At 65.6% G+C, this 26,058-nt stretch carries 30 protein-coding genes; 13 read left to right on the forward strand and 17 right to left on the reverse strand.

Annotated features, from left to right (window positions below; genetic code table 11):
* The 6 genes from Q0D75_RS01770 to Q0D75_RS01790 all read right to left on the reverse strand — a co-directional run.
* Positions 1-892, reverse strand: an 892-nt coding sequence (locus Q0D75_RS01770) for a hypothetical protein (protein WP_291048674.1), incomplete at its 3' end; no start/stop codon positions are given.
* Between the two features lie 2,034 nt (positions 893-2,926).
* Positions 2,927-3,883 (reverse strand): ATP-dependent Clp protease proteolytic subunit, encoded by a 957-nt coding sequence (locus Q0D75_RS01775; RefSeq protein ID WP_291048676.1) that lies wholly within the window; start codon positions 3,881-3,883, stop codon positions 2,927-2,929.
* Complete coding sequence (locus tag Q0D75_RS20985; RefSeq protein WP_366513399.1) at positions 3,883-4,083, reverse strand: DUF6527 family protein; 201 nt, start codon at positions 4,081-4,083, stop codon at positions 3,883-3,885. The genes Q0D75_RS01775 and Q0D75_RS20985 overlap by 1 nt, the downstream gene beginning before the upstream one ends.
* Positions 4,084-4,208: 125 nt before the next feature.
* The gene (locus tag Q0D75_RS01780) at positions 4,209-5,585 is read right to left on the reverse strand and encodes a ThiF family adenylyltransferase (protein WP_291048678.1); all 1,377 of its coding nucleotides are present in this window, start codon (positions 5,583-5,585) and stop codon (positions 4,209-4,211) included.
* Positions 5,582-5,962 (reverse strand): E2/UBC family protein, encoded by a 381-nt coding sequence (locus Q0D75_RS01785; RefSeq protein ID WP_291048681.1) that lies wholly within the window; start codon positions 5,960-5,962, stop codon positions 5,582-5,584. The genes Q0D75_RS01780 and Q0D75_RS01785 overlap by 4 nt, the downstream gene beginning before the upstream one ends.
* Entirely contained in the window at positions 5,959-6,420 is a 462-nt protein-coding gene (locus Q0D75_RS01790; protein WP_291048684.1) for a multiubiquitin domain-containing protein, read from the reverse strand. Before Q0D75_RS01790 ends, Q0D75_RS01785 begins: the two co-directional genes overlap by 4 nt.
* 100 nt (positions 6,421-6,520) lie before the next feature.
* Here Q0D75_RS01790 and Q0D75_RS01795 point away from each other — a divergent pair, with 100 nt between their 5' ends.
* The 5 genes from Q0D75_RS01795 (at position 6,521) to Q0D75_RS01815 (ending at position 10,810) form a co-directional block, all read left to right on the forward strand.
* Entirely contained in the window at positions 6,521-6,724 is a 204-nt protein-coding gene (locus tag Q0D75_RS01795) for a ribbon-helix-helix protein, CopG family (protein ID WP_291048686.1), read from the forward strand.
* Between the two features lie 519 nt (positions 6,725-7,243).
* Positions 7,244-8,626, forward strand: a complete 1,383-nt coding sequence (locus Q0D75_RS01800) for an MFS transporter (protein ID WP_291048689.1) — start codon at positions 7,244-7,246, stop codon at positions 8,624-8,626.
* Between the two features lie 460 nt (positions 8,627-9,086).
* Positions 9,087-9,302 carry a hypothetical protein gene (locus Q0D75_RS01805; RefSeq protein ID WP_291048691.1) on the forward strand — a complete coding sequence of 72 codons (216 nt, stop codon included), beginning with the start codon at positions 9,087-9,089 and terminating at the stop codon, positions 9,300-9,302.
* Between the two features lie 103 nt (positions 9,303-9,405).
* Positions 9,406-9,945, forward strand: a complete 540-nt coding sequence (locus tag Q0D75_RS01810; protein WP_291048693.1) for a sigma-70 family RNA polymerase sigma factor — start codon at positions 9,406-9,408, stop codon at positions 9,943-9,945.
* Complete coding sequence (locus tag Q0D75_RS01815; protein ID WP_291048695.1) at positions 9,935-10,810, forward strand: hypothetical protein; 876 nt, start codon at positions 9,935-9,937, stop codon at positions 10,808-10,810. The genes Q0D75_RS01810 and Q0D75_RS01815 overlap by 11 nt, the downstream gene beginning before the upstream one ends.
* 149 nt (positions 10,811-10,959) lie before the next feature.
* Here the strand turns inward: Q0D75_RS01815 and Q0D75_RS01820 are convergent, their stop codons facing one another.
* The 6 genes from Q0D75_RS01820 to Q0D75_RS01845 all read right to left on the reverse strand — a co-directional run bounded on the left by Q0D75_RS01820 (position 10,960) and on the right by Q0D75_RS01845 (position 15,734).
* Positions 10,960-11,187, reverse strand: coding sequence for a hypothetical protein (locus Q0D75_RS01820; RefSeq protein ID WP_291048697.1), 228 nt, complete (start codon positions 11,185-11,187; stop codon positions 10,960-10,962).
* 557 nt (positions 11,188-11,744) lie between these two features.
* Positions 11,745-12,230: a hypothetical protein gene (locus Q0D75_RS01825; RefSeq protein WP_291048699.1), complete on the reverse strand. Its 486-nt coding sequence runs from the start codon at positions 12,228-12,230 to the stop codon at positions 11,745-11,747.
* A 188-nt stretch (positions 12,231-12,418) separates the two neighbouring features.
* The gene (locus tag Q0D75_RS01830) at positions 12,419-13,678 is read right to left on the reverse strand and encodes an MFS transporter (protein ID WP_291048701.1); all 1,260 of its coding nucleotides are present in this window, start codon (positions 13,676-13,678) and stop codon (positions 12,419-12,421) included.
* Positions 13,675-14,091, reverse strand: a complete 417-nt coding sequence (locus tag Q0D75_RS01835) for a nuclear transport factor 2 family protein (RefSeq protein WP_291048703.1) — start codon at positions 14,089-14,091, stop codon at positions 13,675-13,677. The genes Q0D75_RS01830 and Q0D75_RS01835 overlap by 4 nt, the downstream gene beginning before the upstream one ends.
* A gap of 85 nt (positions 14,092-14,176) precedes the next feature.
* Entirely contained in the window at positions 14,177-15,289 is a 1,113-nt protein-coding gene (locus tag Q0D75_RS01840; protein WP_291048705.1) for an epoxide hydrolase family protein, read from the reverse strand.
* A gap of 61 nt (positions 15,290-15,350) precedes the next feature.
* Entirely contained in the window at positions 15,351-15,734 is a 384-nt protein-coding gene (locus Q0D75_RS01845) for a cupin domain-containing protein (RefSeq protein ID WP_291048707.1), read from the reverse strand.
* Positions 15,735-15,908: 174 nt separating this feature from the next.
* On the opposite strand from Q0D75_RS01845, the gene Q0D75_RS01850 reads away from it, so the two are divergent.
* On the forward strand, positions 15,909-16,829 hold the full coding sequence (locus Q0D75_RS01850; RefSeq protein WP_291048709.1) for a hypothetical protein: 921 nt from the start codon (positions 15,909-15,911) through the stop codon (positions 16,827-16,829).
* Here Q0D75_RS01850 and Q0D75_RS01855 read toward each other — a convergent pair.
* Complete coding sequence (locus Q0D75_RS01855; RefSeq protein WP_291048711.1) at positions 16,826-18,058, reverse strand: multidrug effflux MFS transporter; 1,233 nt, start codon at positions 18,056-18,058, stop codon at positions 16,826-16,828. The genes Q0D75_RS01850 and Q0D75_RS01855 overlap by 4 nt on opposite strands.
* A gap of 190 nt (positions 18,059-18,248) precedes the next feature.
* On the opposite strand from Q0D75_RS01855, the gene Q0D75_RS01860 reads away from it, so the two are divergent.
* Entirely contained in the window at positions 18,249-19,235 is a 987-nt protein-coding gene (locus tag Q0D75_RS01860) for an aldo/keto reductase (RefSeq protein ID WP_291048713.1), read from the forward strand.
* A 25-nt stretch (positions 19,236-19,260) separates the two neighbouring features.
* On the opposite strand, the gene Q0D75_RS01865 is transcribed toward Q0D75_RS01860, so the two are convergent.
* Both Q0D75_RS01865 and Q0D75_RS01870 read right to left on the reverse strand, forming a co-directional pair.
* Positions 19,261-20,316: a hypothetical protein gene (locus Q0D75_RS01865; RefSeq protein WP_291048714.1), complete on the reverse strand. Its 1,056-nt coding sequence runs from the start codon at positions 20,314-20,316 to the stop codon at positions 19,261-19,263.
* On the reverse strand, positions 20,310-21,065 hold the full coding sequence (locus Q0D75_RS01870) for an SDR family NAD(P)-dependent oxidoreductase (RefSeq protein ID WP_291048716.1): 756 nt from the start codon (positions 21,063-21,065) through the stop codon (positions 20,310-20,312). Before Q0D75_RS01870 ends, Q0D75_RS01865 begins: the two co-directional genes overlap by 7 nt.
* A gap of 188 nt (positions 21,066-21,253) precedes the next feature.
* Here Q0D75_RS01870 and Q0D75_RS01875 point away from each other — a divergent pair, with 188 nt between their 5' ends.
* Both Q0D75_RS01875 and Q0D75_RS01880 read left to right on the forward strand, forming a co-directional pair.
* Positions 21,254-22,027: a MerR family transcriptional regulator gene (locus tag Q0D75_RS01875; protein WP_291048718.1), complete on the forward strand. Its 774-nt coding sequence runs from the start codon at positions 21,254-21,256 to the stop codon at positions 22,025-22,027.
* On the forward strand, positions 22,024-22,734 hold the full coding sequence (locus Q0D75_RS01880) for a DUF1345 domain-containing protein (protein WP_291048721.1): 711 nt from the start codon (positions 22,024-22,026) through the stop codon (positions 22,732-22,734). The genes Q0D75_RS01875 and Q0D75_RS01880 overlap by 4 nt, the downstream gene beginning before the upstream one ends.
* Here the strand turns inward: Q0D75_RS01880 and Q0D75_RS01885 are convergent.
* On the reverse strand, positions 22,731-23,459 hold the full coding sequence (locus Q0D75_RS01885; protein WP_291048724.1) for a MerR family DNA-binding transcriptional regulator: 729 nt from the start codon (positions 23,457-23,459) through the stop codon (positions 22,731-22,733). The genes Q0D75_RS01880 and Q0D75_RS01885 overlap by 4 nt on opposite strands.
* Positions 23,460-23,722: 263 nt before the next feature.
* On the opposite strand from Q0D75_RS01885, the gene Q0D75_RS01890 reads away from it, so the two are divergent.
* From Q0D75_RS01890 to Q0D75_RS01905, 4 genes are all read left to right on the forward strand, one after another.
* Positions 23,723-24,325, forward strand: coding sequence for a small multidrug efflux protein (locus Q0D75_RS01890; protein ID WP_291048726.1), 603 nt, complete (start codon positions 23,723-23,725; stop codon positions 24,323-24,325).
* Positions 24,326-24,434: 109 nt separating this feature from the next.
* The gene (locus Q0D75_RS01895; RefSeq protein WP_291048728.1) at positions 24,435-24,770 is read left to right on the forward strand and encodes a VOC family protein; all 336 of its coding nucleotides are present in this window, start codon (positions 24,435-24,437) and stop codon (positions 24,768-24,770) included.
* On the forward strand, positions 24,767-25,048 hold the full coding sequence (locus Q0D75_RS01900) for a metalloregulator ArsR/SmtB family transcription factor (RefSeq protein WP_291048730.1): 282 nt from the start codon (positions 24,767-24,769) through the stop codon (positions 25,046-25,048). The genes Q0D75_RS01895 and Q0D75_RS01900 overlap by 4 nt, the downstream gene beginning before the upstream one ends.
* Positions 25,038-25,643 (forward strand): hypothetical protein, encoded by a 606-nt coding sequence (locus tag Q0D75_RS01905; protein ID WP_291048732.1) that lies wholly within the window; start codon positions 25,038-25,040, stop codon positions 25,641-25,643. The genes Q0D75_RS01900 and Q0D75_RS01905 overlap by 11 nt, the downstream gene beginning before the upstream one ends.
* 56 nt (positions 25,644-25,699) lie before the next feature.
* On the opposite strand, the gene Q0D75_RS01910 is transcribed toward Q0D75_RS01905, so the two are convergent.
* Positions 25,700-26,053, reverse strand: a complete 354-nt coding sequence (locus Q0D75_RS01910) for a nuclear transport factor 2 family protein (RefSeq protein ID WP_291048734.1) — start codon at positions 26,051-26,053, stop codon at positions 25,700-25,702.
* Positions 26,054-26,058 lie beyond the last annotated feature (5 nt).

The raw sequence follows: 26,058 nt of genomic DNA on the forward strand, positions 1-26,058 counted from the left end.
TGGCCGGTCTGCCGTTGCGCTCGTTGCGGCCGTCAAGGGGCCGGTCGTTGAGCCGCAACATGCGTAAACGAAGATTGGCTGCGACAGGGAAGAAGGCATCACCAGCAAGTTCGATGGTTCCGCTACCTGACCGACACATGTCGCAATCGTCTGCCCCGTGAGACTGGATTGGCTTGATTCGCGCATCTCGCACGGACTCGACGACCACTGGATCTCGGTTTGTCAGATCGCAGAGAATCTTGCCGCACTGGTCGTCAGGCATTGCCTCCGACAAATAGAAGATTGTCGTGAGCTCATTCGATGATGCAATCTGTTGGTCTATAAGCAGCTGTGCCAAGGAACTGGAAGTCGAACTTGAGATCACAATTCGATCAGCAGCGGTGATGCGCGCCAGCCCAATTTCATACTGTTCGTAGCCACCAAACGAATCGATATCTAGACAAAGGGGAGTGGGCGACAAACGTGAGGCAAGGTCCTTTGTAGCCGCGAGCCCGGGGAGGATACCGCTGGTGTCCGCAAATAGTCGCGTCCCATCCTCAAGAGCGAGAATCCTCAGAAGTGCAGCACCAACAAAATAAGCGTGCTGCGTCCGCGCCACCGCTTGGGAAGCTCTAATGAACTGGGCCGCGTGGCTTCGCCCAGGCTTTACATAATGAAATCCCGCACCGGCGCTTGCGAGGGAGTCGGTGTCTCGGAATATTTGACGCAGGCCATCAGAAGCTACCCTTCTGATTACTGCGTCGTCCACCTGCAATGGCTCATCCACGCCGACGTGAGGCGGCACGAGTGACTCTTCATTCCATTTGCCATTTATGTCTACTGAGAACGCACGAAAAAGCGTCTCAGATTCGAAGCTGCGAAGTCTCATATCGTCAAGTGCCCAGAGGGCCATGTTCAGATCATGAAGATCGGCGGGGTATACGAGCCAGATCTCGGCGACTTCTGGTCTAGGGGCAGTGAACTCGGCCAGCTTGCTGACATGATGCCGCGCGGGTTCGAAACGTACGCCGGCCCATCTAATAGCTACAGTCGACCTATAGCCGTCTTCACGATGGATGTCTGTCGTGTAAAGAAAGCTGTCTGAATCGACGTAAGTCCTCGTGTTCAAAGGGCGTCACCGACTTGCCGGTACCCCAGTGGGACAAGGAAAGTGACGTCAGTCCCGACACGTGGACCGACTACGAATTCCTCTTCGCTGCTGGGCAACCAATCGAAGAATTGACTTTGTCGCACTTGCCCACGTTCATCAAGAGGCGCGAATGGGTTCTCGACGAAGTCGCGTCGGATCTCTAGATTTCCGGTGCGAATCACCATGTATCCGCGTACGTTCGTCAAGATCTGTTGGACGCGAGGCAGTCCGATGTTTTCCAAGGCTTCTGTGGCTCACTCTGATGCTCTTCTCAAGTGCCTTCATCAAAAACTGAACCTCGTTCTTGTCATCGACCGCGTCGTTCCCGAGTGCTCGCGCGGCGGAGCGCGCTAGTCCTATCCCGCTATCTATGACAGATACAACTCCTAGACGCACCGAGTCAGAGCTCGCATCGTGCAGGAGGTTGCCCAGGTAGCCAGACAGGTGTCTCTCGTCCTGTTCGAGGTCGGGTAGTTTGAGCGTCGAGAAGTTAACGGCGTCAACGCGTACGATGCGACACCCGCGACCACTTAGCCCGCCGCGTTGGGTGAGGGTGTGCCACTCGGTGTTCTGTACGAGTTCGAACAGCACTTCACCGAGCTGATCGGAAACGTCTCGACCAGACACGGAGCTGTCGTGAGCGTGGAGCATCGAGTCTGGATTCGGTGACAACCTGCGTCGAATCACCGGTTGGAACGCTTTATCGCTGGGTGATAGGGGGTGGCTGGAGGGCCACGCGATCCGCGTGATATGCGTAGGATCTTCGGGCGGAACGCCTACCTCGCCCTGTGCCCGCCACGGTTTCCGCAATCCGTCTGGCTGCTCACCGTCGGGCCATATGTCGTGATAAAGGGTGCGAGCTTCCTCTTCTATTGCTTGTCGGCCAGCCGTCATCGCGTGGAGATCTGGGCTAGATGCCAATCGTGGAAGGTGTGTCGGCAGTATCACTGCTCCGTGCGACCCAGGGGCTAGGTCGCTGAACGAATTTCGCTGTGCCAATGCGCTCGTTGCACACTCTTGTGCGTTCTCGCTGACGTCGATTCCATCTGATGTCCTAACCGCTTCAGCCAAAATCACCGCAGTTACGAAATACTCCGAATCTTGAATGGCATCGAGTAACCCGCCTAATTCGGCGTGCGACCATGGAATCTCCAGCACGGTGTGGGAGGTCATCTGGCCCCACGTCATAATTGCTTGAAGAACCGAGCCAAATATCAATGGGTGCAATTCTGTGACGACCTTCGGCATCCGCAGAATAGCTATCTCGTCCGGCGCCAGCGCCTCAATGGACTTATGAAACCGGGTCAGTTGAGTGCGAGTTGGCTTTTCTGACAGCTCAAGTAACAACGACGCCTCCTTTGGCTGAGGTGCCGGCTACTCCGCCTCCGTATCCTGCCCCCTACGGATATCTATAGCACAAGCGAGTCTGTCGACTGGCGGGCGGGTATGCCGGAAAGACGGCGCGTGTGCGCATCGTCAGCAGCTGCCCGATGCGAGCGCTTTCCTAGCGCCAATCGAGTGAGCTTTGGGTGGACTCACCCAGCGAACTATGCGTGGTTGGTTGGTCACCGGCTGACCGTCCATTCAACGCGATAGGCGATCGAATCGCCGTGAAGCGCAGCAACTCGATCATGACTAGTCGCAGTGGGGTGGCCGCCTCGTCGAGGATCGGGTGCCTCCGTGTTCTCTCGATCCGAGACGCGGCCACCTGCGACACGTCGCAGAGATCGCGGGCGAACCCAATGATGTCGGCTGCGAGGAGGTCGGGCTACTCGCACGGTGCTAGAACGCTGACTCCTATGTCAGCAGCGAGGCGTAGCTACCCTCGAATAGCTTGACATCGTCGCTATTCGAGGAGGTGATCTGAAGGCAATAGAGACGCCAGTATCGGAGCCAAAGCTCGTCGTTAGGGGCGATGTAGGTCACGTTGAGACCGACCTTGTGTGAAGCTTCGTGAGAAATCATCTGCCCATGGGAATGCCACTTCTTTGTGTTGCTCAGGTCTCTGGCGATGGCCGTTGCTTTACGGGACTCTTTGACCATTGCGGTCTGCAGGAGCGCGATGGCGATAGAACGCGAACGCGTCGTCATGCGCTCCAGTTTTCGCACGACAGCGGGTTCCATCTTCGAGAGCATGAGCTGGGAGACGGGGTCGCTGGGGTCTTTCTTCAACAACTCGGAGTGAAGGTGGAACGCGTCGAGGTAGCTCTGAGCAGACAAAGACTGCGGGTGGCCGTTGGAGTCGGGTAGCTCCACCTGGGGGTCGATGACACCTAGCTCGGAGGAGTCAGACATAACGATGACATTGGCTCCGAGAGCGATCAGCGTTGCGGCGCTCTTGGCGAAGTCCGGCACGATCACCCGGACTGGGGCGTCGCCCGCGCGCTTACGAATAAGGGTGATGAGTTTTTCGGCTGCGTCGATGTCTCCACCAGGTGAATGGAGCAACAGGTCGATAGGTGACCCGGGGGTGATGTTATGGAGCAGGTCCACCATTGCGATGACATCTTCCCGGACAATCTGGCGGCGGGGCGAGACATAGCAGATAAGGCTGGTGTTAGTTATGTCCTCAATCTCCCTAATCAGGCTCTGCCGTGCGTAGCGGGAGGCGTTGACTGCCGTGTAGAGGGGTGTTCTTGAAGGGATGCGGGGTGCGGGGGTCGGATCCGGGTTGGGGACCGGAGTAGGTACGTAATTTCCAGGTGTGGAAACGCCGAAGGTGGGTGACGTCGGCTCGGGTTCTGTTGTGGTCATTAGTCTTGCGGTCCCCTTCGTTCGACCCACTGGATGTGTCCGTCTTTGATTATGTAGTGGCAACGTCCAGCGCGACTGCGTTCGTCCACGCTGGGAAACAGAGTTAATGGCATGCGCGTCGTGATTCGCCACCTCGGTGAGTGGTCGACGTCGAGGTTCAGCATGACGAGATGACCTTGCCGGCACGGGCAGCTGAACATCAGCCACTTCTCCCGCTCCGAGGTGCTCACGATTGTCGCGTGCCGCTGGGGAAGGGCTTCGGCGACGTCACTGACCGAGGTGGCGTGTCGGTCTGCTTTCCAGCATCGCCAGTGTCGGAGTCGATTCAGGAGGCCCAATTCAGCCCCAGGAAGGTATCGCGGTCGGGCCCGGGCTGGCGATCTGCGGGGTTGCAGTAGTGGCCTGGCCGAGGGTTCTCGATATTGGCGCGAATTGCGCGATCGTGAATGAACAGCAGCACTTCAGAGGGAGGAGGGCTCTCGCCGTAGCCAACGAGGCGCTCGAGGAACTCGCCAACGGCGGACGCCGCGACGAGGGTAGTGAAGGCCACGACAGCTGGCTCTACGCCTGGCAGAGCAGGGGCATAACCTTCTTTCTCGAGCTTTTCTTGCTGTTCGGTGGAGCGCACCTCGGCTTCAGCGAGAGCGACGTCGATGCGGTCCCTGCACATGAGACATGCGGCACTGGGGTAGATCGTGGTGACCCGTCCGTAGATGCCCGAGATGATGTCGTAATTGTCGGAGTGGATTTGGATTCCGCAGTCGATGACCGGTGTGAGGTAGAAGTAAGGGAGTCGAGAGAGGCGGAGCCGTCCGGCATTGTCATCAGTACATCCAAAGACGACATCGGCACGCAAGAGTTCGCGGGCGACATTCTCTGACGTGATAGCCCCCCGGATGCGGCGGGTTGAGACCCCCTGGGCGATGCGCTTGAGGTGATCACCTACCACGTCGACTTTGGGGTGCCCGACGTCGACCGGGGTGGACCCATACACGCGTGTGGTGTTGGAATCAGACAGTTCATCGGGATCGATTAGAATGAATGATCTAACTCCGAGCCTGGCCAATTGCTCGGCCACGGCCGAACCGGTGCCACCAGTGCCGACGATCGCAATAGTAAGGTCGCTGATCGTCGTCTGAATGCCATCACCGAATGCGCGGATATTGCGATCGAACAGAGCGTTGCTAGTAGCTCCCGGGGTGTTGTAGCTGTTGAGGAAGCTCCACCTGTCGCCGGCCGTGGAAACTCTGATGATCGGGCCTTCGCAGGCGCCGCTAATTGCTCCTGTGAAGGCCAGCGTTCCATCCGCGTGGCTGATAACGAGGTAGCCATACACGTCTGTCTCTGTCCGTTCTGCGAAGAGCGGCTCGAGCTGTTTATTGACGTGTTCGTCGTGACGGCTCGGGCGGGGGACAGCATGGTTCCCTGGGTGGCTGTGGACCCAGATCGCGACAAGCCCAAGGGTGCGGGCCTGCTTGAGTGCATGGACGTAGCCGTCGGATGTGATCTGGAGGGAACGATCTGTGCGCACCTCGTAGGCTTCGTCGGGAACGTCGACGACTGACGTACCGATGAGCAGAGAGTTGTTCTCATCGACAGGAACCAGGTGGGCGAGAAGGACGGCCCCGGTCTCGACCGGGCTGCTCGCCATGGCGAGCAGCCCGTCGTGGAGTTCCGGGGTCAGGCGGAGTGTGATGTTCATGCTGCTGCGGTGTCCAGTTCATTTCGGAGGAGGCGCACGTAGCTCTCGAGTCCATCGACCCCGGAACGCCATGCTGCGGGGTCGAGGTGGCGGGACCACCGCTGCCAGCTGCGGCCGTCGATCGTCTCGACGACTTCGGTTGCTGGGATCGCACCGCCGTTGACCGGTGTGAGATGCGGAATGATCCACCACATGTCCGGCGGGGTGTCGGGGTAGCTGGGCGAGAGGCGGAACAGAATGCTCGCCGTGCGAGCGTTGAGCCCATGGGGGATGGGAAAGTTGAGTAGCTCGACGTTCAGCATCCCGCCTTCCTCGAACACGCGGTAGTTGATGCCCGCGTGTTCGAGGAAGAGGCGGTCCGGGGTGGCGAGTATCACTCGTGGCTCCCGGGGTTGATCCGGCCGGGAGCGGTGAAGAAGCGAGTGCCGTTCTTCAGGCGAATCACGTCCTCGTCCTGCACCTTGACGTCGCGCTTGTCGGGCACGTCGAGCCAGAGGTCGCGATCTGCTGGGACGTCGGGACTGGGCACACTCCGGAGTTCGGCGCCGGTCATCTTTCGCTCGTAGACCTCGTAGTCAACGCGATCGATTCGGATCGTGACGGCCTCGATCTCGCTGAAGAATCGGAGTCCGTCGACGATGTCGACGGTTGCGGTGTCATCCAGCTTCTCGTCCTGTGCGTCATCGATGTCGAGCCAGAGGTGTTCTCCCTCGGGCACAGGCGGATTGCGCAGCGCCTTCAGTTTCGCAACGGGCGTGGGCCCTGAGGCGGTCTTGTAGGGCTGGGCATCGATATAAATCGAGACCTTATGGCCTCGCTCTTCGGGGTTGTTCATCGTGTCCTCCTCGGACGGTCGGCGGATGGTGTATTGATACCATGATACCACACCACCAAGATGCCTAGCAATCAGTGACAAATGGTGGCATACTTGATCTATGACGGGACAGAAAGCTATGACAATTCGCCTATCGGCCGAGCAAGCCGATCAGCTCGAGACTGTTGCCAGTGTCGAGAACCAGCCAGTCTCAGATGTGATCCGAGCGGCCATCGCGAGCCATATCGACGCCGTTAGCAAAGATGAGAAGTTTCAAGCGGGGCTGAAGGAGCGCATCGAGCGCGCGCAGGGCCTGCTGCGCTAACGCTCGCCACCAAAGGCCTGCTGCTAACTGCTAACTGAGGGCAGGCCTTTTTTATGCTCGATCTTCATAGATAGCGATCGACAGAGCGCTCGACCTCGGTGTTCAGGAAGACGGAACTGGACGTTCTCCGACGTAAGGCGCAATTCCCACGGCGAAGCGACCTCCGCCGCGCTCTCGCCGGTATCGCAATGCCGCGAAGTCCGTCGCGAGTGGACTCGATGCGGCCTTGATCTCGATGCCGCCGATGTCGCGGCGGTGGTCTTCGAGAGTGATGTCGCCCTTGGACCGTCAGCGTCGCTGTCGTGGAGCAATCGGGCCGCCTTCGCATGACCACGCTCGCTGCGCGAGCTCATCCGAGACGATTCGCTCAGTGAGGCCGCCGGTTAGTGCGGAGGAGGCCAAGAGCGACTTCGCGGTCGCATCGATCGTGGTGGCTAACTCTCCGTGCGACCGATCGCCTACGGTCGGTCGTCGAGCGGAGAAGGGCAGCCCGGGGAACACATTCGGTAGGGTCGTCGAGTGATCCCTATCCAGTCGGCCGCAGCCGGGTCGCATCCGGATCGTCGCGCTCAGGTGGGGGTCATCTTGGCGGGGTCGGTGCCCAATCTCGTGCAGTGGTTCAACCTTTACCTCTACGCCACCTTCGCTCCGTACTTCCGTACCGAGTTCTTCGATCCCGACTCGCCTGATTCCCTGATCTACGTCTACGGGCTCTTCGCTCTGACGTTCGTGGTTCGCCCGCTCGGCTCCTGGCTCTTCGGGCGACTCGCCGACACGCGAGGCAGGCAACGGGCACTCGTTGCGGCGGTCGCGATGATGTCGGCCGGATCCGTCGCTCTCGCGCTTGCCCCGACCGAGCGCGCGGTCGGGGCGTGGGCGGCCGTGATCCTCGTAGTCGTGAGCCTGCTCCAGGGCATCGCCACCGGGGGTGAGTACGCGGCCGCCACGGTGTTGTTGTCGGAGTCGGGCACGCGGGGACACCGCGGATTCTTCGCCTCGTTCCAGGCCACCACGATCGTCGGGGGTCTCGTGCTCGCTCAGGCCTGCCTCTTGGTGCTGCTGTTGGTCAGCGATCGTGCGGGCATTTCGGAGTGGGGGTGGCGGGTTGCGTTCGTGGTCGGTGGGGTGGCCGGGCTTGTGTCGCTGTTGTGGGCGCGTGGATTCAAGCGCGGCGCATCCGGGGCCGGCACCGCCTCATCTGCCGCCGCGTCATCCGTCGCCGTCTCCTCCTCGCCGAAGCCGGCGAACTTAGACCAGGCTTCGACGATGAAGGCGTTGTTTCGCGACCATTGGCGACCGCTCGTGTGGGTGATCCTGCTGACCGCCGGCGGAAGTGCCGCGTTCTACACCGCGACGGTGACCGTTCCCTTCCTCATTCGCGAGACGTTCTTCACAGCAGACGGCACGTCGGGCGAGCTCACCGCGACCGCACTCGTGCTCGCCGCACTCGTCGCGCTGATGCTGATGCAGCCGCTCGGCGGAGCACTGAGCGACCGGATCGGCCGGAAGCCTCTGCTCATCACCTTCGGGGCGCTGGGCTTCGTGGGCGCCGGTGTGCTGGTGACTGTGGCCGCTCAGGTGACGTCGCCCCCGGCGGTGCTGGGCATCCTCGTCCTCGCGTTCGCGGTTCTGACGTGCTACCTGTCGGTGAACGGCATCGCCAAGGCGGAGGTGTTCCCCGCCCACATCCGGGCGCTCGGCGTGGGCTTCGGCTACGCCGTCGCGAACTCGCTGTTCGGGGGCACGGCTCCGCTGATCTATCACGCCACGGCTGGTGGGGGTGGCGTGGGGTTCATCGCGTATCTGACCGTGCTGCTCGGGGTGACGCTGGGCGCCGCCCTCGCGATGCGGGGAGGGGTAGCCAGCGCGCTCGACGCGCGAGGCGGCTCTGCGAAGGGCTGAGGTCGGTTCGCTGTGGGGCATCGTCGTGTAGCGGACGACGTTGTTGGTTCGTTCGACCCGCGTCGCGGAAAGTCCGTCACCGGTAGTCGGCTGCCAGCTCGACCATGTAGTCATCACTGAGTCGTCTGTCCGTAGCGGCCCTCGGGGCCGAATCAGGCGGCGACCTCATCGCCGCGAGGGCGCAGGCTGATTCAATCTGAATAATCATCAGTTTACTGCTAGGTTCGGCCGTTAAGGGTTGTGAAGCGGAGGAACCGTGTTGATGAGACGAAGCGCGGCGGTCATTGCGCTAGCGGTGGTCGGCCTCATGTCAGGTTGCGCTTCGCAGGCCGATTCGTCTGGTGGAACCATCGGTTCGTCTACCTCCGAAGTTACTGCTGCCGCCCCAGCGCCCTCCCTGAACGCGGACGATTCCACTCGGGTGGCGAGCTGGCAGCTGTCGACCTCGAGTCCTGATGCGATGACGCTCACGATCGGCGTGGCGGTGGGTGGCGGCTGCGAGCGGCTTGATCGGGTGGACGTCGCCGAATCGGAGTCGAGCGTCACCATCACTCCGATCCTTCTGACCGGCCTCGCTGAGGCGTGCGCGGATTCTGTGACGACCGAGGATCGAGCTGTGTCGCTTCACAATCCGCTGGGGGAGCGCACGCTCGTGCACGGTGACTCGGCGGAATAGTCCATCGAGGCAGCGATCAAGAATTCGCGGTCCAAGGTTGTTGTGACCTTTTCGCGTTCTATGACATCTCTAGGGTATGGGGGTGCCTGTGGATGACAGCGGAATGAACGACGCCGTGCTGCTCGAGCGGCTGGCTCGCGGCGAGCCCGAAGCGCTGGGGGTGGTCTTCGACCGGCACGCGTCGGCTGTGACCCGCTACGCCTGGGCGCTGGCATCCGATCGCCGGGATGTGGAGGAGCTCGTGCAGGACACGTTCCTCACCGCCTGGCGGCGCGGCGCCTCCATTCCACAGGAGTCGCTCCTGCCGTGGCTGCTGGTAACCTGCCGCAATCACGCTCTGAATCTGCAGCGGCTTCGGGCCAAGCACCGGGCAGACGAACTACGGGACGACGTTCTCGCGTCATCCGTGATCGACACCGGAGGCGAGGGTGGCATGGGCGCTCGCGAGCAGCTGCGGTGGGTGATGGCCGAAATCGAGAAGCTCCCTGCCGTGGATCGTCGGGTGTGCGAGCTGTGCCTGATCGAAGGTCGCTCCTACGCCGAGGCTGCCGAACAGCTGGGTCTGACGGTCGGCGCGGTGAAGCAACGAGTGCTCAGATCCAGGAACCGACTCAGGAAGGTGGTGACCGACGATGAGAACTGATCCTCCGGCCGGCGACGAGCTGGCCCGCCTGCTTGCGACGATGCGTGCAACTGTGATGAGCGCCGCGATGCAGGACGCGCCCGAGGCGGCTGCAGCCCGGCCGCGATCGGTGACCGTACGGCGTCGTGTGCTGGGTGTCGGCATCGCTCTGGTGGGCCTTCTCGTGATAGGAGGAGGTGGAGCTGCCCTGGCGACCGGCCTCATCCCGAATCCCTTCGAGGCGCCACCCGCGCCTCCCGCCACCAGCGTGCCGCCCACTCCCACGGCTTCTGCAACGCCGACTGCCACGGCTTCTCCGGAGCCTCCTGCGCCCGTCACGCCACCGGAGCCCGTGGTCGACCCGCTCGATCTCGGGACCTGGATCCTGGACTACGGTCAGGCCGGCAGCCTCCTGGTGGGCGACCCCATCGCGCCGTTCGCCGAGGCTGCAGCGCTGCAACCGAATCCGTCGCCGACCGACTGCCCCTCCGGCTTCTACCTGCTGAAGAGCTCCGACGAGAATTCGACGGACGTCAGTGGCGCGCTCGTTCAAGCGGACGCGCGCGCCATCCCGGTCGACGACCCGGTGCTGACCTACGCGGAGTTCAGCACGCGGGGAGTCGCCAGCGCGCCGCTCCCTGGCTCGCCGTCGACCTCGGCGGGCATCCGTCTCGGATCGTCGGAGGATGAGCTGATCGCCGCCTACCCCGACCTTCGGCAGACGACCTCCCGGTACGACGACACGATGGGGTACACCACCTATGTCTCCGGGCCGGTCGGTGACCGGTACCTCGTGTTCCAGGTGGCGCAGTCGCCTGATGGCTCCCGCGCGGTGCGCCTTCTGCAGACCTCGCCGTGGGACGTCGTCGTCGATATCTGCGACTGATCGGGACAAGGACCGGCCACTCGCTTGCAGGTCGAAGGATCGAGCTGTGTCACTTCGGAATCCGCTTGGGGAGCGCTCGCTCGTGCATCGACGCGGGGCGAGCGTGGGCGAGTCAAGATCTCTGCGGCCGCGGTCGCTCTCACGAGGATCTAGGTCAGGCGGCGGGCTGCTGCGAGGAGCCCGATGCTCAGAACGAAGGCGCCGAGCGCGACGATCAGCAGGAGGAACGCGACCTCGTAGCCGCTGAGATAGATCAGCAGACCCAGCGCGAACGTCGTGATTGCTAGCGAGATGCAGGTGATGCCTGCAACACGGAGGGCGGCCACACCGGGATAGGCGCGTCGCTGCGGGCGCGGTACTCGCGCAGACGGAGTCATCGGTGGCGCCTCGCGAACCCGGTGCCCCGCACGGCCGGCAGGATGAGGGAACTGTTTGCGCACGATGCGGTGATCTCGTCTGGGCTCACAGCTCGAGTATGAGCGCCTTCGTCCACAGGGACATCGGTTCAGCGCCACATTCTCCGACTGTTCATGTCGACGGATGCGCCACCGCGGCGCTCGGGGTGACGGAGCCGCCGACCGACCCGGTGCCGGAGCTGCTTAGCTGCATCTCAGGCGCAGTAACTCAGCGACCTTAGGTCGGCCGTATCATTGTGGTGTTCGTCGCGCTGAGCGGTGGAAAGTGAACTCGAGACCCGTCCGGAATGGTCGTGGCGCTCGAGTTTTGCGTTTGAGCGCCCGTCACACGTCCCCCACGCGGGCACCGATCTCGCAGCATCCGCGCTGCCAATCGCCTCCGCATACCCAGGTCCAGGCGATGGCGTCGGGGATCGCCAAGAGCGCTGACGAGCTTTCGTCCCGCTCGCGGCGGCGGAGTCGGTGAATCGAATCGACGACCGTCGATGCAGAGACAGTTTCGTTCGAGGGAGGTCTGATCAGTACGGGACGACGAGGGCGCTGGAGGCCGACTGGAACCCCGAGGCGATGGCGGTGATGGTCACGGTCGGCGATCCCGTCGAATCGGGGGGAAACCTCTTGAACTCGAACGTCAAGCTGGTCGCAGAAGCTCCGCTGTAGACACCTGCCCGGTGGGTGTAGACGAACGATGTACCGGAGTCGACCTTTATCCAGGCATCCGTCGAGTTGTTCGCGATGCGGTACTCCGTGCCTTTCGGAACGACCAGCCGCAGATCTTCGGCGGGGATGTCGATTCGGCTGGTGTTCTGGATAGTGACCACCCAGAAGGTGACAGCATCTCCAGGTGTCGGACCCACCGCCTCGATGGTGAACGTGGGCAAATTCGAGCCGGACGCAGCGGCGGAAGGGGCCATTGCCGCGAGGGCGATCGTCGGTACGGACCACGCGCCCACCATCGTTATGGTGCGGCGGGAGATCTCCCGCGGCTGGTCTGCGTCGGTCACGGGCAGGTCCTCACGTTCTCGTTCGAGCATCGGCTGTGCGTCGGTTTCCCGGGCCCGGATGGCGACAGCGAGCCGGACGGGTCGACGGCGTTCCGGGTCACGTGTTCACGGTAGGGCAGGACAGCGCGACAACCGCCGTGCGCGGGCACCCTCTTCAGGACATGACCGTAAGCGGGCGGGGTCGCACCTCACGCCCGACGTGGAAGCCGTGCCCCTGCGGCGCGCGGGGGGACGGAGCCGTCGGCCGAAGCGGTGCCGGTGCCGGCGCTGCTTCGCCGCATGGCGCGCGCGGCCAGTGCCGTGCAGAGGGCACACGCGGCGGCGGTGGCCCCCAGGAGGATCCACATCGGCGCGAACGCGGTCAGGGCCGCGAGGGTCGCCGGGAGGAGGAATCCCAGATACGTCAGCGAGTAATACGCCGCCGTGATGCCCGCGAGATCGTCGGGCGTCGCCAGGGATTGGGCGGTGGCGAGACCGGAGACCATCGCGAGCCCGTAACCGGCACCGAAGACGGGCGCGGCGACGAGCACGATCCACACCTGCTGCGAGAGGGCGGCGGGGATCAGTAGAAGGGCGCCGACGGCAATGAGGGATCCCCCCACCAGCCCCATGCGCCCGCGCAGGTACTTCGCGAGGTGGCCCGAGAAGAACTGCGTCACCCAGCCCGTGCCGAGAGTGATCACCGTCACCACGGTGGCGAAGCCGACGGTGAAACCGGGAAGGCGGTCACTCACCAGGCTCGGACCGACGGTGAACGACAGAGCCGGTGCGGCGAACACCCAGGGTGCGAGCGGGACGATGACCCGGAAGAACGTCGATCGGGCCGATCGCGGCACCCGGAGATTGCCGAGCAACCTCTTCGCGCTGGGGTCGAATCGTCGGGTCTCGGATGCCCACAGCAGCACGATCAGGGCGACCACGCACGCGCCGATCTGCACGAGGTAGGGCAGCACAGCCGGCCACGGAGCCCACTGAGCAAGAGCCCCGCCGATCCCGGCACCGCCCCCGAAGCCGATCGTGAGCATGCCCGCCGCGCGCCGGGCCCCGGCCGCAGACCGCCCCTCCGCGATCGAGAGCTCCTTGATCCAGGATGTGCCCACCACCATTCCGGCCGCCACGCTGAGACCGCAGACGAACCGTCCGACGCAGAGCCCGGTGAAACTCGAGCTGGAGGTCGCCAGAACGATGCTGCCGAGGATGCCCAGCACGAGGCCTGCGATCAGCACCGGTCGTCGCCCGTACCGGTCCGACCATCCGCCCGACAGCGCGAATCCGGGAACGATCCCGAACACGTAGGCGCCGAGCAGGATGTTGACCTGCACCTGCGAGAAGCCCTCCACCAGCCGGTAGTACTGCATCAGCGGCAGGAACTGGTTGCCACCCCAGCCCAAGACGATGAGTGAGGGGGCGACGAACAGCCAGGATCGGGTGCGGGCGACCCCGTTCACTCAGTCGATTCGGGTTGGTAGACCTTCCGGAACGCGTCCTTGCGGGCGATCTTGCCGCCGCGGAACTCGTAGATGTCGCAGCCCCGCGTCTCGAGGACCTTGCCATCCGGGCCGGGTCCGGTGAACGACCAGGTGCCGGCACCGCGGGTCCCCGCGATGATGGGCCCCTCGTCCTCGTGCCGCTCCTGCCCGACGTCGTGGGCGAGCATGATCGCGAAGCCCTCCCGCACCTGCTCCTTGCCCGACCAGGTGCGGCCGGGCTCGGGACCGACGGATGCGCTGTACACGCAGTCGTCGGTGACGTGACTCATCAGCGCCTCGAGGTCGTGGCGGGCCCAGGCGTCGCTGAACGCCGCCAGCACCTCGGGGGTCATCTCGCTCGTGCTGTCTTCGTTCGCGAAGGAATCGGTCATAGGTGAACTATGGCATCGGCTCGGCACGATGTCTCGAAAGATTTTGCGGTGCGTGATCTGACCTGCCGGGCCTCCTCTGCAACACCTAGTGGAGGTCGCGGCTGAAAGCTGTGATGTCGGCTGCGAGGAGGTCGGGCTCCTCGTGGGGTGCGAAGTGGCCGCCGCGGGGCATGGTCGTGTAGCGGACGACGTTGTAGGTTCGCTCGGCCCAGCGTCGCGGTGGGTGCGTCAGGTCGTGGGGGAAAACGGCGAGTGCAGTCGGCACGGTGACCTGGGTCACCGGGGTGGTGTGTCCGGCGGCGTATTCCCAGTACGGTCGGAGCGCCGTGGACGCTGATCCCGAGACCCAATACAGGGACGCGAGCTCGACGAGGTAGTCGTCGCTGAACCGTGTCGAGACGTCCCCGTGGCAGTCGCTCCAGGCTCGGTGCTTCTCGAGGATCCAGGAGAGCAAGCCGACCGGTGAGTCCGACAGCGCCGGCGCGAGGGTGAGCGGTCGGGTCTGCTGCTGGTGTTCGTAGGCGCCCTCGAACGCGAACCAGGTGGCGACCTCGTCGAGATACGCCTGCTCCTCTGCGGTGAGGCTTGCCGGGTCGTAGTGCGGGGGAGACGCGACGGCGAGCAGGTGGATGCCGGCCACGGCCTCAGGGTGGCTCTGGGCGAGCCGCGAGGTGATGCCCGCTCCCAGGTCGCCGCCGTGAGCGATGTAGCGCGTGAAGCCCAGCTCTTCTGTCATCAACCGGTGCCACAGCTCGTGCGTCTGATCGCCGATGGTCGGTCGTTGCGGAGAGAAGGGGAACCCGGGGAGCGCGGGCACGATCACGGTCGCCGCGTCGTCGGGATCGCCCCCGTACTCGGAGGGGCGTGACAACCTGCGGGCCAGGTCCACCAGCTCGAGGGCTGAGCTGGGCCATCCGTTGGTCAGCACCAGGGGCATCCGCCCATCGCGCTCGGCGTCGAACCGCAGGAACGACAGCTCGGTGCCATCCAGGTCGACGGATGCCCACGGCAATGAGTTGATGCGACGCTCCTGGGCGCGCCAGTCGAAGCCGGTGGCCCAGTGGTCGGCGAGCCGCCGGAGTTCCGCCTGGTCGGTGCCCGCCTCCCATGCATCGACGGGCCAGGTGGGTGCCCACCGGGTCGAGCGGATACGGGTGAGGAGGTCGGCCAGATCGGCATCCGAAACGTGTAAGTCCATGGAGTCCATCTTTCCCGCCTACGCGCCCGTGCAGCCTCCCGCACAAGCCGATGGCAGCCGCTCAGCGGAAGTCGCCGAGCTGCCTCTCGAGCGGGACGGTGGCCTCGACCACGACATCGCCCGTGTGCGCGGTAGTGACGGTTTCGATGAGCACGATCTCGACCTCCTCATCGGCGACCGGGTTGTGCTGCACGCCACGGGGTACGACGTAGAACTGCCCCGGCGTGAGCACGACCTCCTCGGCGTCGCGGAACTGGATACGGAGGCGGCCGGAGACCACGAGGAACATCTCGTCTTCGGCGTCGTGGGCGTGCCACACCAGCTCACCGAGCAGCTTCGCCACCTTCACGTACTGGTCGTTCACGCGTCCGACGACCCGCGGGGTCCAGTGGTCCTGAACCTGTCGGAGTTCAGCGGCGACGTCGATTCCCTGAAGAGCAGTCATGGCTCCATCCTCGGCCCTGGGGTGCGCGCTCCGCGAATCGAAGTCAGTCTGCTCCATCGGCGAGCGGAGAGCGAAGGAGTCTCGTGGAGTGCGCTGGGAAAGGATGATGCCCTCTTGCGGACATGGCCGGAAGAGGGTCTGTTCGCGCGGAGCGGCGTGCCAGAGAGTAGAGGGATGCCCGAAGAATCTCGCGAGCCGATGGCGTCGCTCGCTGCTCTGTTCTCGAAGTTCACGTCCACGCCCACGGCGACGGATGCACGCCCCAGCGGCATCTCGCGACGCACCGTGATCGGGGCTGCCTGGGCGGCGCCGGTGATCGTGGCCGCCGTGGCTGCTCCGCTCGCGGCGGCCAGCGGCGGCGGGCAGCCCGACGCGTCGTTCTTCTGGTCGGAGGCGGACGGGGTTCAAGGCCAGTCGTCGCTGCTCACCCTCATGCTCCCGGTCGGGTCACCGGGCATCGGCAGCACGGCGACCATCGTCGTGACGATGCTGAACGACGGGCCGATCCCGGAGACGATCGGTGCCGGGCGATGGACCTACATCCCCGACTTCGGCGCGGCCACCGGCGTGCTCACCTCGCCGGCCGGGGGAGTGAACGGCGGCAGCACCTACTTCACCGTCGATCAGTGGGGTGAGCGGTCAGGCCCCTACACGGCCGTGGCGACGTACTCGAACGACACGGAGCCCGGATCGCTCACGGCGACCATCAGAGTCGGCTTCGGCCCTGAGCCGACGCTCGAGTGGATCCCCGACCCCGCCGAGTTCGGCACCACGACGACCCTCCGGCTCACGGTGCCGCAGAACTCCTACGCCATCGGCCGGCGAGGGATCATCGCCGACCTCAGCCAGTTCCCGCCGCCGTTCCAGACCCCGCCGTTCCCGGCGGGCACGACGGTCGTGAAGGCGGCGGGCTGGTCCGACGTCACCGATCCGCAGAGCGGCATGACGGGCTTCGAGATCGACTCGGTCGCGGAGGGTGTCTATGACTTCGAATACACGCTCGGGCCCGGCACCACCGCCGTCTCACCGGGCGTGATCCTGAGTGTCGGGGCCGCGATTCCGGTCCAGGCCGACCTCAGCATCGTTCCCGCCTAGCTCGATCCGCGCTCGGGCCGATGGGAGACGGCGAACCCGGCGAACAGCATGGTGAGGCAGAGGCCGAAGGCGATCGTGAGCGACATCGGCAGGCTGACGCTTCCGGCTCCGACGGTGGCGGTGCTGATGCCGGCGAGGGCGAACTGGCTGAAGCCGATGACCGCCGACGCGGTTCCCGCCGCGCGAGGCACGGCCGTGATCGCCGCAGCCACGGCGTTGCCCTGGGCGAGCCCGAACCCGCCGAGGAAGACCGGCAGGCACAGCGCCATCAGCCCTGGGGGCATCCCTGTAAGAACCACGAGGGCGAAGGATGCCACGGCCGCCGCCATGACGATGAGTCCGAGGGTGAGGATGCGACGCGGTGCCCAGCTCAGGGCTAGACGGGACGAGAGGAAGGTGGCGGCGACCAGTGCGAGGGAGTTCGCGCCGAAGGCGAGCCCGAACTGGGCCGGGTCGAGACCGATGACGTCTTGGTAAAGGAAGGGGGCGGTGGACACGTAGGCCATCAGGCCCGCGAACGCGAAGGCGCAGATAAGGGCGTTGCCCACGAACAGGCGCGAGCGGAGATCGCGGAGCGCCGACCCGTCTTCGGCGGCGCGCCGGCGGAAGTGCTCGCGGCGCTCCGCGGGGTGGGTCTCCGGGATGGCGACCACTGCTATGACGAGCATCCCGACGGTCAGGGCGAAGACGATCACGAGAGCACCGCGCCAGCCGAGCGGGCCGGCGATGAAGCCGCCGACCACGGGGCCGACGATCGGGGCGATCCCGCCGATCGTCATGACCAGGCTGAACGCGCGGGCGGCGGTGGCTCCGGTGGCGATGTCGGCGATGACCGCTCGGCCGATGACCATGCCGGCCGCGCCGGTCGCACCTTGCACGAAGCGGGCGGCGATCAGCACGGGGAGGGTGGGGGAGAAGACGGCGACGGCGCCGGCGACGCAGCAGATGGCGGCACCGACGATGAGGGGGCGGCGGCGGCCGAATCGGTCCGAAGCGGGGCCGAGGATCAGCTGGCCGACGCCGATCCCGAGCAGAGAGGCGGTGAGGGTGAGTTGCGCACCCGTCTCATCCACCCCGAAGTCGGCGGCGAGCTGGGGGAACGACGGCAGGTAGAGGTCGGTGGTGACGGGGGCGACGGTGGAGAGGAACGCGATCGCCAGGAAGAGGGGCAGGGGGATGCGTCCCGGTGTCGCGCCGTCGCGCGCCCCGGGTCGGGATGCGCGGCTCACGAAACGGTGTGTGCCGACGCCGTCGGGAACGCCTTGATGTCGTCGCGGTTGTCCATACGGAAACGCTACGCCCGGATTGGCCACCGTTGAGAGTGTCTGCCAGTACCGGGATGGCCCTGCCCTCCCAATCCTGCTTCGCGCGGGTGTGTACTGGCTCCTGTGCGGGCATCTGGCCGCAGGGAGGGACATCATGCACACGCGAACACTCGGACAGGGTCTCGAGGTCTCGGCCATCGGCCTCGGCTGCATGGGGATGTCGCAGGGGTACGGACCGAACCCCGGCAGCCGTGACGAGATGACCGGCGTCATCCGCGCCGCCGTCGACCAGGGGATCACTTTCTTCGACACAGCCGAGGTCTACGGCCCCTACGTGAACGAAGAGCTGGTCGGCGAGGCGCTCGAACCGGTACGCGACCAGGTCGTCATCGCGACCAAGTTCGGCTGGGACATCCGAGACGGAAAATCGGTCGGCCTCGACAGCCGGCCGGAACAGATTAGACGGGTCGCCGAGGAATCCCTGCGGCGGCTCCGCACCGACACGATCGACCTCTTGTACCAGCACCGCGTCGACCCGGACGTGCCGATCGAAGACGTCGCCGGGGCGGTGGGCGAGCTCGTGCAGGAGGGGAAGGTGCGGCATTTCGGTTTGTCCGAGGCGGCCGCGGCCACCATCCGGAAGGCGCACGCGGTGTTCCCCGTCACCGCCGTGCAGAGCGAGTACTCGCTGTGGACCCGCGACCCCGAAGCCGAGGTGCTTCCGGCGCTCGCCGAACTGGGCATCGGGTTCGTTCCCTTCAGCCCGCTCGGCAAGGGCTTCTTCACCGGCACCGTCGACGCGGCGGCACCTTTCGCAGCCGGCGACATCCGCGGCACCATCCCGCGGTTCGACGCCGAGAACCGGGCCGCGAACCAGGCGCTGGTCGATCACGTGGAGCAGCTCGCCGATGCCCGGGCCGTGACGCCGGGGCAGATCGCTCTGGCCTGGCTGCTCGCGCAGCATCCGTGGGTCGTACCCATCCCGGGCACCCGCCGCATCGAGCGGCTCGACGAGAACGCCGGCGCCACCCGGGCGGCGCTCTCGGCCGACGACGTGGCCGACCTCGACGCCCTCGCGTCGCGCCTGGGAGTGAAGGGCGATCGGTACAACGACCAGCACATGGGCTACGTCGGCAAGTGACCGCGAAGTCGACGGCGTTCTCGGCTCAGCTCCTGTCGGCGTGGAGGGCGGCTCCGTTGCGGATGAAGAGGACGATCCAGATGAACACGAGGGTTCCGGCGAAGAGTTCGACCGCCGTCAGCGAGTAGTAGCCGGTGGCGCGAAGCACCGTGAGAAAGAGGATCGCCATGAGGACCAGCCGGCTGACCCACACGAACGCTCGCGAGATCTCGGGAATCCACCAGGGCAGGCAGAGCAGGATCGTGCCGAACACGACCACGGTCCCGATGGCGAAAGCCGTGTGGATCGCGTGGAACTGATCGACCGGCAGCGCGCCGACGAGACCGAGCAGGATGCCCACGACGATGAGGCCTGTTCGAACCCGGCGGAGCCCCCGCGGGAACGACGTGCGGATGGCCGCGGTCGCGTAGCGCGCGAGCGTGGTGAGGGTGATCCCCGCGATGATCAGTGTGGCGCTGAAGGTCGGAGATGAGACGCTGCCGGTGTTCCCTAGCGCGCTCAGGTCGTCTTGCCACCACGCCTTGTCGCTGGCGGTGAGCATGCTAACGATCATCCCCTCGACGAGGAGCACCACGAGAACCACGGCGAGCCGCTGCACGTCGAAGCGGGTCGCGGAGCGGAAGACGACGTACGCCGTGACGGCGGCCGTCGCGCCACCGAGCATCAGTGAGGGAATCGCGAAGACCTCGGCGCCGACGAAGGACTGGTCGAGGACGGCCGCGATCAGCGTCCAGGTGAGCAGCGCGATCATCGCGTGAGCGATCGAGAGGCCGGCGACGTCGATGACGTCGAGCACCCGGATGCCCAGGGTTCGGGGGCGGATGCGGTCGGGTGCGCGGGCGCGCACGATAGAGCGCCCGGCGACGAACGCGAGGATCGCGACCGGCGTGGATGCGATGGCCGCGAACTGGCCGATCGACCGAGGGCCGGCGATCGGACTCGACTGCGAACCGAAGACGAGGAGGGCGACGAACGCCGCGAGAACGAACGAGATCGCTCCGATAGCCAGGCCGATCGTCTCGAGGCTGCGGCGATCGCTGCCGGCGATGACCCGGGAGGCCCGATCGAGCACGATCACCATGACAGGCTCACGCGCTCCCGGGCCTCGAACGTGCCGGAGGGCCAGGTAGGGCCGAGGCGGGCCACGCGTACGACCTCGCGGGCGGCATCCTGAATCGACTCCGCCGCCTCGAAGTCGCCCAGGTCGGCGTTCCCGAACCCCGGTGAGACATGGTTGACCTTGATGCGGGTTCCTGTGAGCTCCTTCATCATGGCGAAGGTGACCGCGTCGAGAGCGGTCTTCGACGCCGCCGAGACCGGCTCGAAGGTCGAGCGATAGGCGAAGGCCGGGTCGGAGATCGTCGTCATCGAGTCGAGGGCGCAGGTGACGTTCACGATGCGGGCGTCATCCGAGGCGCGCATCAACGGCAGCATGGCCCGGTAGACCGCCAGGGGGCCCAAGACGTTCACCTCCCACACGGCTCGGATCTCGTCCAGCGACGCCGTGCCCGACGTGAACGCCGGCCGCAGTCCCGCGATGTCGCCGTGCCGGGCCTCGGCGGAGGGGAGCGTGGCGTTGTTGATGAGGATGTCGAGCCGGCCAGTCTCGCCGGCGATCAGCTCTGCGGCCGCAGCGATCGACTCGGGCTCGGCCACGTCGAGTTCGACCGCAACAGCATCGAAGCCGATCTCGGCGGCCGCAGCCGCACCGCGCGCGAAAAGGCGCGACCCGATGAAAACGGCGGCGCCACCGGACGCCAGCTGTCTCGCGACCTGCTTTCCTACTCCATGGGTGGCCTCGGTGACCAGGGCGACTCTTTGCGTGGGCACGATGGCCCTCCTCGTGATCGTGTGTCGTGGGGATCGGTGATCCTCACCCGACACCGTGTCCTCGGGGCACAGTCAAGAGGTTTCCGCAGATGGGCTCCGCCCGGGCCGCGCCCGGCTTGACCCTGCCCCGAGGGCATGGCCTTAGCTCAGGGCATCGGCATCTCGCCGACGAATCGAGAGGAGCACCCGTGGCGTGGAGTACCAGCCAGCTGGCGGAACTCGCCGGCACCACTGTCAAAGCGGTACGGCACTATCACAAGGTGGGGCTGCTCGAGGAGCCCGAGCGACGGTCGAACGGCTACAAGCAGTACCAGGTGTCGCATCTCCTGCGCCTCTTGCAGATCTCTCGCCTCGCCGAACTGGGAGTGCCCCTGGCCGAGATCGCCTCGTTGGGCCGGGCCGACAAGGATCCCGACGAGGCCCTCCGCGTGCTGGATGCGGAATTGGAGGCCACGGTCTCCCGCCTCCAGCGGATCCGCGGCGAACTCGCCCTGATCCTCCGGCATCGGTCTCCGGCCGAGCTGCCGGCCGGATTCGGCGAGGTGGCGGACGAGCTGTCGGAGGCCGACCGCTCATTGGTGATGATCTACGCCCGCGTCTTCGACGATCACGCCATGAACGAGCTGCTCCAAGCGGTCAAGAACGAGCCCCGCACCGAGCTGGATCGTGAATTCGAGGCACTCGCACCCGACGCGGAACGGGGCATCCGTCGCCGGCTGGGTGAGCTTCTCGCTCCCTCGGTGGCGCGGCAGCTCGAGCAGACCGAGTGGTTGCGCGACCCCGGATCCGTAGCCCTCCGGAACTCCGCCGAGGCCGGCGAGATCATGGTCGCCGCGGTGCGAGACCTCTACAACCCGGCCCAGCTCGAAGTGATGTACCGCGCCCACCTCATCGGCACGGGAGACGTCGAGACCCTGACGAGACTCGAAGCGACCCTCGACGAATCGGGGAGTGACGGATGATCCGGCGAAAACCGACGACGGCGTTCTTCCGGCTCTGGTTCAGCAGCCTGATTGCCACGCTCGTGACGCTGATGGTCCAGGCCGTGCTCGTCTTCGTCGCGGATGTCGACCCGGAGGACGTTCCCCGCCTGGTCGTCGCGGCCTACGTGGTCGCGTGGCCGGTGTACACCGCCCTCTACGTGGGCTGGAGCATCCGCGTCTACAACCGTCTCGACCGTGACCCCGCCTCACTCAGGTCGATGGCTGTCGCCGACGAAGACGGCGAGAAGCGCACGCTGGCGAGGAACATCGCCGGGGCAGGGTCGACGAGTGTGACGATCTCGGCGGCCGCCGTGGCGGTGATCGTCACCGTCACGATCGCCCAGCAGCCGGATTTCCGGGGCGATCCCGTCTACATCGGGCTCGCGCTGCTCACGGTCGCGAGCTCCTGGGTGCTCATGGTCTTCTCGTTCGCTCAGAGATATCTGCGGCTCGGATCCATCACCGAGGGCGCCCACTTCCGCTTCCATTTCTCCGAGCGTCCGAGGTTCACCGATTACCTGACGCTCGCCGTTCTGCTGTCGGTGATGGCGGCCACGACATCGGCCGAGATCACCTCCCGAGCCGGATGGCTCTCGGTGCGCACCAATGTGATCATCGCCTTCGTGTTCAATTCCGTGATCATCGCGATGATGGTGGCATTGATCTTCGGCGCCCTGCTGGCTTAGCCGGATCGGTCGGCCGCAAGGATCGTGTTCACTCGCGCGAGCACGTCGAGTTGAGCGGCGTTGTAGAGGTTCTCGAGGGCCTGGCCGACCGTCTCGGCGATGAACGAGGGACTGCGCAGAGCCTTGTGCGCCGGGTCGCTCATCCACGGGAACCGGGTCATGTGCCGCCTGAGCTGCTGCGCGTACGCCTCGGCGAGTGCTTTCCGGGTCGTCTCGTCGGCGTCGGCAGGGAGCTCGTCGAACTCCGCGTGGGCGGAATCCTGCCGGAGGTCGACCAGGTTCTGTCGCAGATCACGCAGGTCGGAGAGCCCGAACAGCCGCGAGTAGACGAGCAGCAGGGATCGGTCGGCCTCGGACATCTCGGGTACGGCGGGTCCGACTCCGGCGGGCATCTCGGTCGACGACTCGTGATCGAGGATGAGCGCCAGCTCGGCTCTGACCCGAGTCAGGCGCGCGGCGCTGGCTTCGAGTTCCCCGTCGAGCGAGCGGAGCGTCTCCTCGACCTCGGAGCCCGCCAGATCCATCGCGGCGATCTGGGCCAGGGGCACGTTCAGATCGGTCAGTCGCGTGATCCGCAGAAGGCTGACCAGGTGGCGGACCTCGTAGAGCTTGTAGCCGTTGGACAGACGTTCGGGCTCGGCGAGCAGACCGATCTCGTGGTAGTGCCTGACCGCCTTGACAGTCGTTCCGGCTAGCTCGGCGACCTGCTTCGTGCTCCACGCCATGGTCTGACTTCCCGGCCGTGCCGGCAGAAGACCGGCCCGGCCTGTTCACGACTATGCCCTAGGGGCAGGGTCGACTCAAGCCTCTCGCCGTTCTGGCCGGATCCGCCGGAGTCGATCGCTCGCGCTTGACCCTGCCCCGAGGGCATGGCGTCTAGTGATCTGCATGGTCGCCGAGCTACTCGCTCGCACCTTCGGTCGGGCATCCGTTCGCCGAAACGACGTCGTCGTTCGCGAGACGTCCGAGCCAAGGAGCACAGATCACCATGAACCCCTTCAGCGGATTGCAAGATCTCGTCAATCAGGTGCCCGAGCTGGTGCAGCCCCTCCTGGTGCTTCTCGTCGGAGCCATCCCCTTCGTCGACGAGGCCGCGGCCGGTCTCGGAATCGTCGCCGGCATGCATCCGCTGGTCGCGTTCACCGCGAACGTCGTGGGGAGCGGGCTCACGGTGGTGTTCGCGGTGCTGCTGGGCTCCCGGGTGCGCGGAGCCGTCGTGGCCCGTCGCGCGCGCCGCGCCGCGCCGGATTCGGCACCCGCGACGAGGGACAAGGCGTACGGCGGCACCACGGCGACTCTGACGCGCCAGGCCACCGGTGTGCAGCAGCGCACGGAGGTGGGGTCGCCGCCCACCGTGGAGAAGCGGTCGAAGGGCAAGGAACGACTGGGCCGATGGCTGACCCGGTTCGGCGTGCCCGGCGCCAGCCTGCTGGCCCCTCTGGCCCTCCCGTTTTCTCTGACCGCGCTGTTCCTGATCGGAACAGGTGTCAGCAGAACCTGGGTTCTCCTCTGGCAGCTGATCGCCATCATGCTCTGGACCGGTGTCGTGACAGCATCCGCCACCGCAGCCGTCGCCGTGATCAGCGGCTGATCCGGCTGATCCGGTTCTGGGCGAGGATGACAGTCAAAACCTTGACGCTTCGGATTTATCCGAAATATCATGAGCTCGACAGAAGGCGTTCTGAACGAGGAGGCGCAGAGTGGGCGTAGCACCAGGAGCTATCGGGCACTTCGACATCGCGGGCGGCGACATCGGTCGTCTTTCCGCCTTCTACCGCGGGGTGTTCGGCTGGGCGGTCGAAGCGCGCGGGCCGGGCTACTCGCAGGTCGAGACGCCGTCTCTCCGCGGCGCCCTCGTCGAGGCGCCCGAGGCATCCTTGACCCTGGGGATCGTGGTCGACGACCTCGACGGCGCGCTGGTCGACGCGGCATCCGCCGGTGGCACCGTGGTGATGCCCGTGACCGACAACGGATGGGTGCGTAAGGCGCAGGTGGCCGATCCGGCCGGCAACGTGCTGACGCTCATCCAGAAGTGAACGAGGATGACCTCGGTGAGGCCCTTCGTGCGCTCGGGCATCCCGACCGGAGGGCTTTCATCCGGGAATGCCGAGACGGTGAACGATCGGCCGGTGACCTGGCGGAGGTCTCGCGCCTGTCGCTGCCGTCGGTGTCGGAGCATCTGAAGGTGCTGCGCAAGTCGGGTCTGCTCATCCTCGATCGGCGCGGGCGGCACTGGATGTATCGGACGGATCCGGCCCGGCTGATCGCGGTCTCGCGTGCGGTCTCGGAACTCGGAGGAAGCGATGGGGCGTGAGGCCCGGGTGCGGGCGCAGGTCGGTGACGACACGGGCGATGTGAAGGCCGTGCTGGAGGCGCGCGAGTTGATCCTCCGCGGTGAGATCCGGCGCCGCTTCGCTGTCGTGGCGATCGAGAAGCTCCGCGTCGACGGCGAGACGTTGCAGTTCTGCCACGGGAACGAAATGGTCGTGCTCCATCTCGGCGAACGGGCTGCGCTCTCCTGGGCGAAAGCCATCAGCACGCCTCCGCCCACCTTGCGCGCGAAGCTCGGGCTCGACCGCGGTGTACGGGCGCTGGTGATCGGCGCCTGCGATGACCCCGCGCTGGCGGAGGCGCTCGACGGCGTTCAGACGACCCGCATCGAAGAGGCTGCGATGGTGGTCGCCCGGGTCTCCAGTCCGGATGACCTCGAGGCGGCCTGGTCCCTGTGCGGCTCGCTTCCCCTGTGGGTGGTGTATCCGAAGGGACGTGGCGTGGTCTTCGGCGAGGCGGCCGTGCGGGAAATGCTTCGCCAGGCGGGCGGACGCGATACCAAGAGCTGCGCGGTCTCGGAGCGATTGACGGCCACCCGCTTTCAGCGTCCCGTCGGGGCCGGCGACCGGATGACGTAGGTAGACGCCCGCTCGGGCCGGTGACCGTGAGCGGCTCGCGCTCGCCCGATTCGGCCCTACCCGTGCAGAAGAGTGAGGAGCTCTGTGATGCGGCCGTCGCGCACGGTGATGATGTCGACGCCGCGGGCGACGGGTGCGCCTGACGGACCGAAGGTCCAGGCCTGCACGCCCGTGTCGGCGCTCACGTAGGCGAGCCCGTCGTCGGCGAACACGAAATCGGCGGGCGCGCCGTCGAGGAGGCCGGCCGCCTTCGCCTCGAGCGCATCCCAGCCCTCGACGGTCTCCTCCGGGTCGGTGAAGACCACGTCGGCGGCGAACGACGCCTCGATGGCCGCGCGCCGCGATTCCGGATCGCGGTTGCCGAAGACGTCGTGCAGGTTGGCGGCGAGCAGCTCGGAAACGGTGGGCATCGGTT

Source organism: Herbiconiux sp., from assembly GCF_023264855.1.
Taxonomy (GTDB): Bacteria; Actinomycetota; Actinomycetes; order Actinomycetales; family Microbacteriaceae; genus Herbiconiux.